Genomic DNA, 12,233 nt, shown 5'->3' with positions numbered 1-12,233 from the left:
TTCAGGGGTAACGCTTAACGATCTAATTCAAAATTCACCGTCGCCGTTTGCCCTGTTTCATCCATTACAATTAATTGATAATTACCCGGCAAATATAATTGCAATGAATAATTCCTCTGCCGTCCCTCCAGCGGTTCACCGTTTAAAAACCACCAGCGCTGCCCTTCGCCACCGCTGGTTGAAACGAAGAGCGTCATATTTTTCTCGCCCGGAAGGCGCTTAATTACCGCTCCTTCTCTGACGCCTGATAACATCAGCGGTGCCGAATTATGATTATCCAGCGGCGGGCAAACCGTTGAACGGGCAGGAAGACGAGCGGCACGTCTTTCGGCAACGGGCAGCCAGGGCTCCAGCGGCAACGGCCAGACATCCAGCACTTTTTCTGTCGCATCCGGGCAATCCGCCGCAACGCGTTGACCGTCTTTATTCAGCCAGACCGGGAAACGGATCCCGCGAATTCCCTCCTGCTCCGGCAATAGCAGCGTAGGCGGTTCACTGCCCTCAAGCAGCCAGGTTGACAGACGACGCCGACAGTTTTCGCTCCCTTCCGGCAGCGACTGGCCGCCCGGCCAGCAAATCACACCCCGCCCCACGCTGGCAGGACGCGGATCGCGCGGCAAACGAGCCTCATCCACCATCGAACGAGACTGAAGCAGGTTATTCACCTGATTCAGTAGCGGAACCGCGCTGGCGAAACCAAACTGCCCCGCGACGGGCGTGCCGTCCGGGCGTCCGGTCCAGATACCAATGACATACCGGGCGTTAAGCCCAATAGCCCAGGCATCCCGGTAGCCGTAGCTGGTGCCGGTTTTCCACGCCAGCGGCGCAACCTGCGGCAACGCGCTGTCCGGCAGGGGCTGGGCTTCACCGGCGAGAATGCGACGAATAATCCACGCAGCGCCCTGCGACAACAGCGGACGTTCAACTAGCGGATCGCCCGGCTGTAAACGCAGCCGACCGGCCTTACCCTGCCTTGCAAAGGCGCTATACGCGGCAGCTATATCAGCCAGACGTGCGCCTGCGCCCCCCAGAATCAGGGAGAGGTTGGGCTGCGCGCCCGCCGGGAGAATCAGCGGTAACCCCGCATTGCCCAGCATCCCGGCAAAACGTTTAGGGCCGTACGCCTCCAGCACCTGCACCGCAGGCAGATTGAGGGAGCGTACGAGGGCTTCACTCATGCTGACCGGCCCATGAAAGCCGCTGTCAAAGTTGCCGGGGCGATAATCCCCGGTTTTTCTTGGCACATCCTGAAGCAAGGAGGCGGGATGGATCAGCCCATCGTCCAGCGCCATCCCGTAGACGAAGGGCTTGAGAACCGATCCCGGGGATCGAATTGCATTGACCATATCCACGTGGCTAAAACGGCTGTCATCATTGATATCCACCGAGCCGACCCAGCCGCGCACTTTCATATCCGTGTGATCTACCACGATCATTGCCAGCGAACTGCGGGCAGGCAGGCGAGACTTCCAGTTCATCGCCAGCTCTTCAAGCTGTCGCTGCAGCGTGGCATCAAGCGTGGTGGCTATTTTTGTCTCGCGGCTTTTACCGAGCATCATGCGCGAAAAGAGCGGTGCCAGCTGCGGCATCTGGCGGGGAGCCAGCCACACCGGTTCTTCCCGGGACTCTTTCACCTGCTTTTCTGACCAGACGCCCTGAGCCATCATGCGGTCGAGGACTTTGTTACGCGCCGCCTCCGCGCGTTCCGGCCAGCGGTCCGGGCGCAGGCGGCTTGGTGCCTGCGGCAGTACCGCCAGCAGCGCCGCGTCGGAATAGCTCAGCCGTGATGGCGGCTTTCCAAGGTAGGTCCAGCTTGCTGCCCCCACTCCCTGCAGGGTGCCGCCAAACGGGGCTCGGTTGAGATACAGCGTGAGAATTTCACGCTTGGAGAGATGCCACTCCAGCTGCATTGCCCGCCACAGCTGACGAATTTTACCGCCAAAAGTGCGCGGATGCGGATCCAGAAGGCGCGCCACCTGCATGGTAAGCGTGCTTCCGCCAGAAACGACTCTCCCGGAGGTAAGATCCTGCCAGGCAGCGCGCAGTACAGAGAGCGGATTGACGCCCGGGTGCTCCCAGAACCAGCGGTCTTCATACTGGATCAGGGCCTCCAGATAGCGCGGGGAAACCTCCTCAATGGTAACCGGATAGCGCCAGATGCCCTCGCTGTCGGCAAAACGCCACAGCGGTACGCCCTGCTCATCCACAACCACGCGCGAGGGGTTAACCTCTTTCAGAGGCAGCGGCCACAGGCGGTCGGCGGCGACAATCAGCGCCACTGAAACGAAAAGCGCTCCCGCCAGCCATAGCCAGCGGGAGCGTATCAGTCGTTCTGGCAGCATCTTAAGGAACAACGATCAGCGGGCCACTGGCCGCCCCTGTTGCCCGCCACTGCGGAACGTACATGGATTCCACCATCGGAACCGGCACCTGGTAGGTTCCCGGCGTGACGGCTCGGGCCAGGTAGACCAGCGTAACCGGCTGACCTTCATTGACCGGCACAGCGGCCACAAAGCGATCGTCGCGGAATTCCATATGCTGGATATCAGACTGCTGCATCTGATTCAGCAGATTCTGCACTTCGCTGCCGCTGTCCTGGAGGCTGGCGCTGCTGCTCGCCAGATTCTGGTTTTCAAGTTCCAGACCTGCCGGGAGCAGATCCACCACCAGCGCATCCGGCACGTTCTGGCTGGCCTTCACTTCAAGCCACACCAGCACCAGCTCACCACTCTTCAGGGAAGAGAGTGACTTGCTGCTGCCGTCTGTCGCCAGAACGTGGCGTTCAATCTGCAATACGTTAGAGGTTCGCTGAGGCGCATACTCCGGATACCCCGTACTGTCCAGACGAACCCACAGCGGCGTAGTGCCGGTATTGGTTACCTGCAGCGCGCTAAGCTGGGCGCCGTTCAGGTTTTCTACCCGCGGTTTGTCACTACTTTGTGCCTGCTCAGAGAGGCTCGTGGTCGCCTGCCATGCTCCGGAGAGCGTTTGCAGCGAACGTCCGGCCATGAACAGGGCGTTGCTTTCCTGGGTTGAGAGCCAGCGCTGGCTAAAGGCTTCCTGCGACAAGGCGTTCAGCAGCGTATTTTGCGCATCCGGCAGCAGCTTGTACTCTTCCAGAAGGGAGAGCATCAGGGCATTATCGCGAAGCTGGCTACCGTAATCCGCCATCCAGCTTCGGCGGTCAGTACGCGGCGTTTTGATAGCCAGATCCAGCGCCTGCTGGCTGCGCGGCGCATCCCCCATCAGCTTCAGCGCCATCCCCAGCTGCATCAGCGGCAGCCCGGAAGCAGCCTGAGCGTGACGCTCCCAGACTTCACGCAGCGCGCCGAGCGGCGCTTTTTGCTGACGCGCCAGAACCAGCGAGGCATAAGCCTGTACGGCAAACTTACTGGCCTGAGCGTTGTCGCTGTAGCGGACAGACATCATGCCCGGATCCTGTAAGTAACGCAGCAGGCGGTTATTCGCTTTATTTACCGCATCGGCAGGAACGCTATAGCCCTGTTCCCCTGCGCGCACGAGGAAGTCAGTAACGTACGCGGTCAGCCAGTACTCTTCCGGACCGTTTTTATCCCAGAGCGCAAACCCCCCGTCGTCACGCTGCATTTGCAGCAGGCGGGAGATACCGAGATCGATAGCCGCACGGCGCTTGTCGTCAGTATCACCCTTAATGCCGAGAGCCTTGAGCTGCGCGGAATTGGTGTATAGCGACGGGAAGAGGCCGCTGGTGGTTTGCTCCAGACACCCGTACGGATAAGCCTGCAGCTCACGGATGTAGCGCGCCAGGTTCAGTGGCGCTTTTCCGCTGAGCAGCAGCTGCCCCTGTAGCGTCGCAGGAGAGAAACCGGCAATGTGCTGCGCTGGGGCAGTCCAGGATTCGCCAGGGTTGAGCATCGTGCCCGTATTCACCGTTTGCGCCGGGAATGCGGGGCGCACGCCAATTTTCCAGCTCTTCTGCTGGGGAGTATACGTCTCGCCCGGAAGCTGTAGCCCGGCAATCTGAGCGGTAATTTCGCCATCACCGTATCCTTCCAGCGCCCGCACCGGAATAAACAGGGTGCTGCGTGCGCCAGGCGGCAGCTGAACCGGCGCTGGCTGAGCGCCTTCCAGCGACAGCTTGCCGGTTGAGGTTAGCGTGACGTTCAGCGTTTGCGGCCGATCGGTGAGGTTAGTCAGGTCCAGCGTCAGGCGGGAGGTGTCACCGCTTGCCAGGAAACGCGGCGTGTTAAGTTCGGTAATGACCGGCGCGGCTACAACGATCTTGCTCTCGCTACTGCCGAAATCGTCTTCCGTCCACGCCTGTGCCATCAGACGCAGCTCGCCGTTGAAATCACCAATCGGCAACGTAACGGTGCCTTCACCGTTAGCATCCAGCGTAACCGGCTGCGCCTGCTGGGCAATAATAGTGACGTGATTAACCGGTGGCTTACCGCCACGCTTCAGCTCATCGCCGTCACCGCCGAAGCGCAGTGCGGCCATGCGCCCCTGGCCTTCAATAACCTGGCCGTAGATATCGTAAATATCCGCGCCATAACGCTTCTGACCGAAGAAGGCTTCCCACGGATCCGGCGTAACGTAGTCGGTAATGTTCAGCACGCCGCTATCAACAGCCGAAACCAGCACGTTCACCTTCTGTGGTACCGCGCCCTCCTTCACGCTGGCTTTCACTTTCACAGAAAGCGTCTGGTTAGGACGCATTTTCTGCGGATTATCAAGCGCAATGTTCAGGCGGCGATTTTCGTCACCCATTGGCAGATGCAGCAGCCCGACCGCGCGCTTTGGCGTGGCGGATTTGGATTTATCGCCGGGACGTACCACCAGCGTGCTGAGGTAGAGATCGTGACGCTTCCAGGCTTTATCCACCGGAATGGAGAGATCCAGACCGTTTGCCGGGACGTCGATCTCTTTCCACCACAGCGGCCCTTCGCTGGATTCAATCATGGCATAGCCTTTGCCTGCGGCCGGTGCGGCGATATGCAGGTTGATGGTATCGCCAGGCTGATAAGCTGGCTTATCAAGCTTCATCGTCACGCGGTCGGGGCGCGCCGCCCCCGTGCCGTCGCTGTTATCCTGCCAGCTGTAGCCTGCCCAGAAGCGCACGCTGCTGACCATGTCATCAGGCGCTTTCACTTCCAGACGGTATGAGCCCCACTCCACCGGGAAAGAGACTTTGCCGGTTTCATCAGCCTTGAGGTTAAGTTCCTGCTCGCCCTCAACAAGATCTTTCTGGTCAAACTGCGACTGCCAGCCCTCACTCTCTGACCAGTTCCAGAAATAGTCCCGGCGCTCGCGAATCAGGCGCACCTGCAAACCGGACACCGCTTTTTTCGCCCCGCCGGCATCGGCATAAACGATGTCAAAGCTGGCGTTGCCGTTTTCATCGACAATCGGCTGGTTGACGGTGGTATCGGTACGGTAATCGTAAACGGCCTTACTGGCGAACTGAGGACGGATCCCCGGTAGCGTGGACGCAGGCCAGATAGCCTGCTCGGCGCGACGCGTCACCGGGCGACCGCCCGACTCAAGCAGGCTGGCCTGCAAAATCAGCTGCAGCGGCGAGTGCACCTCTTTCCACTGGCTTTCAGTGGTCACCTGTCCGCGACCCTGCTCATCAAGCGTAAGCTGCACTTCATCCAGGCTACGGCTCAGGTTCTCTTCCGCAATATCACCGAACTGGAAGCCCGGCAGCGCAGTCACCGCCTCACGCAGCGGGCGCAGGAAAAGCTGGCCTTGCAGAGCGTTGCCGTTAGCCGGTGCGCCATACAGGTAATAACCCACTACGTTAAAGTCCACGTCATCCCGTGGAGAAACCGGTGTTTTTTGCCCCGTCAGATTCAGCGCCATGCGTTCAGGCATGAAATCTTCGACGTGGAAATCCCACATGCGCTGCTGGTTGTCTCCCGTATTCGCGCGAACATGCCACATGCCTGTCTGCGCGCCGCTATCAAGCGGGTAGTTGAAGCGGTAAAGACCGTTCTCGGGCTGCACAACAACCGTGCGCGCCACCTGACCGTCCGGGCGCAATACGTCAAGCTTCACAGGCTGATCGGGAAGCGGTTTTCCGTCGCTGTCGCGCAGCAGGCCGTTGAGGAGCACCGTTTCACCCGGACGATAGAGATCGCGCGGGCCAAACATAAAGAATTGTTTGCTATAACCCGGCTTGCCGGCGATATCAAACTCCGCCAGGTCGAGCGCCGGAAGTGTGAGATCGAGCAGCGTGGTCTGCCCGTCTTTGCTGGCGAGGATCAGCGCGGCTTCTTTATTCGTCTCCAGCTTCGCATGACCGTCCGCGTCGCTGTTCGCCTCGGCCAGGGTCTGGCCTTTATCGTTCAGAAGGGTAAGGGTAACGCCTGACTGCGCCGCACCGTTTTCCAGGCTCTGGGTGAAGATGTCCAGGCGGTTATGATAGCGGTGAGCGGAGAGTCCAATATCACTTAAGGTGAAAAGCGTCGCGGCATTGCTGTAGTTGTAGTGCCCGGCCTGATTCATGACGGCTATGTAAACGCCCGACTGCTGGAGCGGCTTAATATCCTTCAGCGGCAGCAGCAGTTTCTCGCGGGTGTTGCGCGCCGGGTTAAGGTCAAAGCGGCCGGTATAGACCAGTTCCGCCATCTTCAGCAGCGTGTCGGACTCCCAGTTGGTCAGTGAGTTCCGGTACTCCCACTGGCTGACAAACGAGGCCAGCGACTCCGGCTTAACGCGGTAGAAGTTCACGTCCACGCTGTTAACGTTAAGCGCCATCACCGGCAGCCCTTCCACCACGCTGCCCGGCAGCAGCGAACCGCGGCTGGCAAATCCGACCGTCGGTTCAATATCCCGGGTGGTGATGGCTTTTTCATAATCAATGCCAAACGTCGCGCTGTTCAGCGCCTCCAGACCACGTTCGACGGTGACGACCAGGTTACGATTTGGCTCCAGGTGGCGCAGGCGCAGCTCTTTCAGATTGGGCGCCAGCTCCCAGGCGCCGTCCACCTTGCCGCTTTTCTTATCCACCACGTGCACGGTTTTGGCGAAGTCCTGCTCCGGCTTCAGCGGCACCGAAAAGGTCAGCACCAGCGTCGCAGCGCCGTCTAGCTGTACCTCTGAGGCATCCAGCAGCGTCAGCGCCTTACCCTGGCTCTGTGCAGCCAGCGCAGCCAGCGTTTTTGGGTCCGGTTTTTCCGGTGCTTTCTTTTCTGAAGCGGTTGACGCTGCGGGCGCAGCAGCCTGTGTTTTGTCGTCGCTGTTATCGCAGCCGACAAGCGTAAACGTGGTGAGCAGCGCGAGAGAGATCGCGGCTAAGCGAAACGGTTTCATCCTTAGTCCCTGGCCTGTGAGGCCTGTTGGTCGTCGTCCGGATAAGTATTATCCGCAAGTTTCGTTAATACAAAAAGTCCAATTTAGTATTGTGGAAAGCGCCTCGCAGAATGACATCACCCTGCCATACGGTGTTGGAACCACGATCACAGCCCTTAACGTAACATGTTACCTTTCACGTCATTTGTTTTTAAAACAAGAAGATAGCTGGATAAGATCCTTCCGGGCCTGCTAGTTTTATGACCATGACGCACGCCGAGTGCGCGGTTCAATAAGAGAGAAAGCCATGAAACGAGCCGTGAACGCCCTACAAAATTTCGGTAAATCACTTTACGGACCGGTACTTATCTTACCTATCGTCGGTCTGTTTATTGCCTTTGGCAACGTGCTGGGCAACGGTAATCTGGCCGAGTACCTGCCGTTTCTCGGCCATCCGCTGATCCAGAATATTGGCCAGCTGATCGCCAAATCTGCCGTGTCGGTGCTGGTTAACCTGGCGCTGGTGTTTGCCGTCGGGATCCCCATTGGCCTGGCCACGCGGGACAAAGGCTACGCGGCACTGATTGGGCTGGTGACCTTTGTGGTATTTATCAACGCCATGAACGTGACGCTACAGCTTCAGGGTGAACTGGCCCCAGTTGACCAGATGAAAGCCGCGGGTCAAAGCATGGTGCTTGGCGTTCAGGTACTGGAGATGGGCGTGTTCGCCGGGATCCTGACCGGGGCGCTCTCCGGTTATCTGTACAACAAATACTCCGGCGTGCAGTTTAACGGCGCGATGGCGATCTATTCCGGCCACTGCTTTGTTGCCATTGTGATGCTGCCCGTCTCAATGCTGCTCGGCGTGGTGATGAGCGAGCTGTGGCCATACGCTCAGCACGGCATTAGCGCGCTGGCGCTGGCGATCAAAGGCTCCGGTCCGTTCGGCGTGGCGATCTACGGCTTCCTTGAGCGCATCCTGGTGCCGACGGGCCTGCATCATCTGGTCTACACCCCGTTCCTCTATACCGAACTGGGCGGTACGCAGGAGGTGTGCGGCACGGTTTACCAGGGCGCGCGCAACATTTACTTCGCCGAGATGGCCTGCCCGGACGTGAAGCAATTGAGCAGCACCGTAGTGTGGGATGCGCGCGGCATCAGCAAAATGTTCGGCCTGCCTGCCGCCGCGCTGGCGATGTACATGACCGCAAAGCCGGAGCGTAAAGCCATTGCGAAAGCCATTCTGATCCCGGCGGCGCTAACCTCGCTGCTGGTGGGCGTCACCGAGCCGATTGAGTTCTCCTTCCTGTTTGTCGCCCCGCTGCTGTTCGTGGTGCATGCGGTGCTGACCGGCATCGGCATGATGCTGTTCTCCCTGTTCGGCGTTCACGCCATCGGTGCCAACGGGGTTATCGACTTCATTCTCTACAACCTGCCGCTTGGCACGGAGAAGTCCAACTGGCCGATGTACATCGTGGTCGGACTGATTATGTTCGCCCTTTACTTCGTGGTGTTCCGCTTCCTGATCCTGCGCTTCAGCATGAAAACGCCGGGCCGTGAAGATGAGGAGCAGGAGACGCGCCTTTACAGCAAGCAGGAGTTCCAGGCGAAGGGGAATAACGACGGGCTGGGCGAATCCATCGTGGTGGGCCTGGGCGGCCGGGAAAATATTGAAGTCGTGGATAACTGCTACACCCGCTTACGCGTCACGGTGAAGGACGTCGCCATCATCGACGAACCGCGCCTGAAAGCGACCGGCGCGAAAGGGGTTATCAAACAAGGCAACAACGTTCAGGTGGTCTACGGGCTGCATGTCAAAAAAATGCGAGAAGCCGTTGAGACGTTTCTCTGAAAGGAGCTAAAGATGTTTACACCCCCATTCATTCTGTCCATTGCCGGCGGCGGCAGCACCTATACGCCGGGTATTGTGAAAAGCCTGATGGTGCGCCTGCAGGATTTCCTGCTGGCGGAGATTCGCCTTTATGACATCGACGAGGCGCGTCAGGACACTATTGCGCCGGTGGTGGAAAAGGTTATTCGCGACCACAGCCAGAGCATCAAATTCACCGTCACCAGCGACCCGGAAGTGGCCTTCAGCGGCGCGCATTTTGTGTTTGCCCAGATGCGCGTTGGTCAGTACAGGATGCGCGAGCAGGATGAGAAGATCCCGCTGCGTCACGGCGTGGTTGGCCAGGAAACCTGCGGCCCCGGCGGGCTGGCGTACGGGCTGCGTACGATCCTGCCGATGGTGGAGCTTATCGATCTGGTGGATCGCTACGCGCATGAGAAAGCGTGGATCGTTAACTACTCCAACCCGGCGGCTATCGTCGCTGAAGGCGTACGTCGTCTGCGCCCGAATGCGCGCGTGCTGAACATCTGCGATATGCCGGTTGCCGCGATGCGTAATATGGGCGCCATTCTGGGCGTGGATCGCCGCAAGCTGGAGGTGGACTACTTTGGTCTGAATCACTTCGGCTGGTTTACCCGCGTGCTGGTGGACGGCGTAGACAGGCTGCCGGAGCTGCGTAAGCATATCGCGAAGTTTGGCCTGCTGACGGAAGATGCCGCCAAAACGGATCCGCAGCATTCTGATCCGTCGTGGGTGAAAACCTGGCGCAACATCAAGCCGATTATGGATAACTTCCCGGAGTACCTGCCGAACCCGTATTTGCAGTACTACCTGATGCCGAACCAGATTGTGGAACATCAGGATCCGGAGTACACCCGCGCTAACGAAGTGATGAACGGGCGTGAGAAAAAACTTTTCGCCGCCGCGGAAGAGTACAAGCGCACCGGGATTTTACCGGATGCCTTCCACGTAGGCGTCCACGGTGAGTTTATCGTCGATGTCGCCTGCTCGCTGGCCTTTAACCTGCGGAGCCGCCATCTGGTAATGGTGGAAAACCGCGGCGCGATAACCAATCTGCCGTACGACGCGGTAGTGGAAGTGCCCGCCTATATCACCTCCGAAGGACCGGAGCCCGTCCGCGTGGGCCAGGTGCCGCTGTTCCATCAGACACTCCTGCAACAGCAGCTCGCTTCTGAACAGCTGCTGGTGGAGGCAACCATCGAAGGCAGCTATGAGAAAGCGCTGCAGGCGTTCACCCTGAACCGTACCGTGCCGACCATGGCGCACGCGAAAGCGATTCTGGATGACATGATTGAAGCCAACCGCGACTACTGGCCTGCGCTGCAAAAAGCCTGGCAGGACGGCGAAACGGTGAAAAAATAGGGGCTTGCTCGCGAGTTGAACGCGGTTTGCTTGTCGGTGTCAGAAAAAACACCGACAATCCTTTTTTACGGAAAAGAATGGAGGCAACCCATGTCCACCTCATATTTTGTCGCCGCCGACTGGCTGATTGAGCACGGCGACGATCCGGAAGTCCAGATTATTGACGCGCGCATGGCTCCTCCGGGCCAGGAGCATCGTGACGTTCCCGGTGAATACCGTGCCGGACATCTGCCCGGCGCGGTATTTTTTGATATCGAAGCCCTTTCCGATCACACCTCTCCCCTGCCGCACATGTTGCCACGCCCGGAAGCGTTTTCCGTCGCGATGCGCGAACTTGGCGTCAGCAAAGATAAACACCTTGTTGTTTACGATGAAGGTAACCTCTTCTCGGCACCGCGCGCGTGGTGGATGCTGAAAACTTTCGGCGTGGAAAACGTTTCGATTCTGGCAGGCGGCCTTGCGGGCTGGAAGCGCGATGCGCTGCCGCTCCAGCAGGGTGACGTGACGCTGCCGGAAGGCGATTTCGACGCGACGTTTGACGCGCACGTGGTGAAGCGACTGACTGACGTTCTGGTTGTTAGCCACGAAAGAACAGCGCAAATCGTCGACGCCCGCCCTGCGCCACGTTTTAACGCCGAAGCGGATGAACCGCGTCCGGGCCTGAAGCGTGGACATATTCCGGGCGCGCTGAACGTGCCGTGGGGCGATCTGGTGTTCGAGGGGGAGCTGAAAACCACCGACGAGCTAAAGGCAATTTTTGACCGTGCGGGTGTTGATTTGCATCGTCCGATCATCGCCAGCTGCGGTTCCGGCGTGACGGCCTGCGTGGCGATCCTTGCGCTGGCGACTCTGGGCGTGAATGACGTCACGCTGTACGACGGCGCCTGGAGCGAATGGGGTGCGCGAGACGATCTGCCGGTTGAACCGGCGAAATAATGGATAACCGCCTGGCCACGCTGTTAACGCGCGGGGCGTCCCTGACCCGCGCGGAGTATCGCGTTCTCGCCCACCTCACGGAGCATCCGCTGCTGGTGGGCAACATCACGGTGCGCGAGCTGGCGCAGGCGACGTTTGTCTCCACCGCGACCATTATGCGGCTGTGCCAGAAGCTGGGATTCAGCGGCTTCAGCGAGTTTATCTGGCACTGCAAGCAGCTGCTTACAGACACGCCGCATATCGCCGTGCAGCCCGAGCAGCCCGAGCAGCATGCTGAATTACCGACGCTTTTTAATCAGTTTATCGCCAACTATCAGCAAACCTTTCAGTGGGTTACGCAGAACAAACGCCAGCAATTTTCCAGCCTGCTGCGCCAGAAAGAGAGCTTTTTTCTCTACGGCGCCGGGTTTTCCTATCTTTTTGCCGAGTACCTGACCAAGAAGCTGCAGGTGCTGGGTAAAACGGCGTTTATCTCCGGGCCGGGGGACAGCCGGAATATTTTCCTCAGCAACGCCGCACGCTATCAGGTATTTATTGCCGTCTCCCGCAGCGGTGAAACGGAGCAGGTGCTGGATAAAGCGCGGATCGCCAAAAACGTGGGTATGACGGTCGTCGCCTTTACCCGTGCCTCCGCCAATACGCTGGCGGGCATGGCGGATCTGCATTTCGCGCTGTATGACGAGGCGGTACACTTCGCTGCCGAAGCCGCAGGCGTGACGTCGTTTGAGTCGAATCTGGTCCTGCTGATGGATTTACTGCTGCTGGAAGCAACGGGGTGAAACTCACCCCG

Annotated in this window: 6 protein-coding genes; 4 read left to right on the top strand and 2 right to left on the bottom strand. The window is 59.1% G+C overall.

From position 1 onward, the window contains the following. Positions 1 to 14: 14 nt before the first annotated feature. Together pbpC and MOQ06_RS05005 are read right to left on the bottom strand one after the other, a co-directional pair. Positions 15 to 2,342 (bottom strand): peptidoglycan glycosyltransferase PbpC, encoded by a 2,328-nt coding sequence (gene pbpC / locus MOQ06_RS05010; protein ID WP_242171593.1) that lies wholly within the window; start codon positions 2,340 to 2,342, stop codon positions 15 to 17. 1 nt (position 2,343) lies between these two features. Further along, entirely contained in the window at positions 2,344 to 7,296 is a 4,953-nt protein-coding gene (locus MOQ06_RS05005; RefSeq protein WP_242171591.1) for an alpha-2-macroglobulin, read from the bottom strand. A 286-nt stretch (positions 7,297 to 7,582) separates the two neighbouring features. Here MOQ06_RS05005 and MOQ06_RS05000 point away from each other — a divergent pair, with 286 nt between their 5' ends. From MOQ06_RS05000 to MOQ06_RS04985, 4 genes are all read left to right on the top strand, one after another. Continuing rightward, positions 7,583 to 9,127 carry a PTS transporter subunit EIIC gene (locus MOQ06_RS05000; RefSeq protein WP_242171589.1) on the top strand — a complete coding sequence of 515 codons (1,545 nt, stop codon included), beginning with the start codon at positions 7,583 to 7,585 and terminating at the stop codon, positions 9,125 to 9,127. 12 nt (positions 9,128 to 9,139) lie between these two features. After that, positions 9,140 to 10,507: a 6-phospho-alpha-glucosidase gene (locus MOQ06_RS04995; protein ID WP_242171587.1), complete on the top strand. Its 1,368-nt coding sequence runs from the start codon at positions 9,140 to 9,142 to the stop codon at positions 10,505 to 10,507. Positions 10,508 to 10,597: 90 nt separating this feature from the next. Beyond that, positions 10,598 to 11,443 carry a 3-mercaptopyruvate sulfurtransferase gene (gene sseA, locus MOQ06_RS04990; RefSeq protein WP_148420655.1) on the top strand — a complete coding sequence of 282 codons (846 nt, stop codon included), beginning with the start codon at positions 10,598 to 10,600 and terminating at the stop codon, positions 11,441 to 11,443. Further along, the gene (locus MOQ06_RS04985) at positions 11,443 to 12,222 is read left to right on the top strand and encodes a MurR/RpiR family transcriptional regulator (protein WP_242171585.1); all 780 of its coding nucleotides are present in this window, start codon (positions 11,443 to 11,445) and stop codon (positions 12,220 to 12,222) included. Before sseA ends, MOQ06_RS04985 begins: the two co-directional genes overlap by 1 nt. Positions 12,223 to 12,233 lie beyond the last annotated feature (11 nt).

The sequence above is a fragment of the Enterobacter sp. I4 genome (assembly GCF_022669095.1).
GTDB classification, from domain to species: Bacteria; Pseudomonadota; Gammaproteobacteria; order Enterobacterales; family Enterobacteriaceae; genus Enterobacter; species Enterobacter pasteurii.
The sequence above is the reverse complement of the archived record's forward strand: the minus strand, read 5'-3'. Positions and strand labels throughout refer to the sequence as shown.

What these genes read in the sequence shown, in the direction of transcription:
- MOQ06_RS04985 (WP_242171585.1), top strand. Translation starts at nt 11,443, where the DNA reads ATGGATAACCGCCTGGCCACGCTGTTAACGCGCGGGGCGTCCCTGACC.
- MOQ06_RS05005 (WP_242171591.1), bottom strand. Translation starts at nt 7,296, where the DNA reads ATGAAACCGTTTCGCTTAGCCGCGATCTCTCTCGCGCTGCTCACCACG.
- sseA (WP_148420655.1), top strand. Translation starts at nt 10,598, where the DNA reads ATGTCCACCTCATATTTTGTCGCCGCCGACTGGCTGATTGAGCACGGC.
- MOQ06_RS04995 (WP_242171587.1), top strand. Translation starts at nt 9,140, where the DNA reads ATGTTTACACCCCCATTCATTCTGTCCATTGCCGGCGGCGGCAGCACC.
- pbpC (WP_242171593.1), bottom strand. Translation starts at nt 2,342, where the DNA reads ATGCTGCCAGAACGACTGATACGCTCCCGCTGGCTATGGCTGGCGGGA.
- MOQ06_RS05000 (WP_242171589.1), top strand. Translation starts at nt 7,583, where the DNA reads ATGAAACGAGCCGTGAACGCCCTACAAAATTTCGGTAAATCACTTTAC.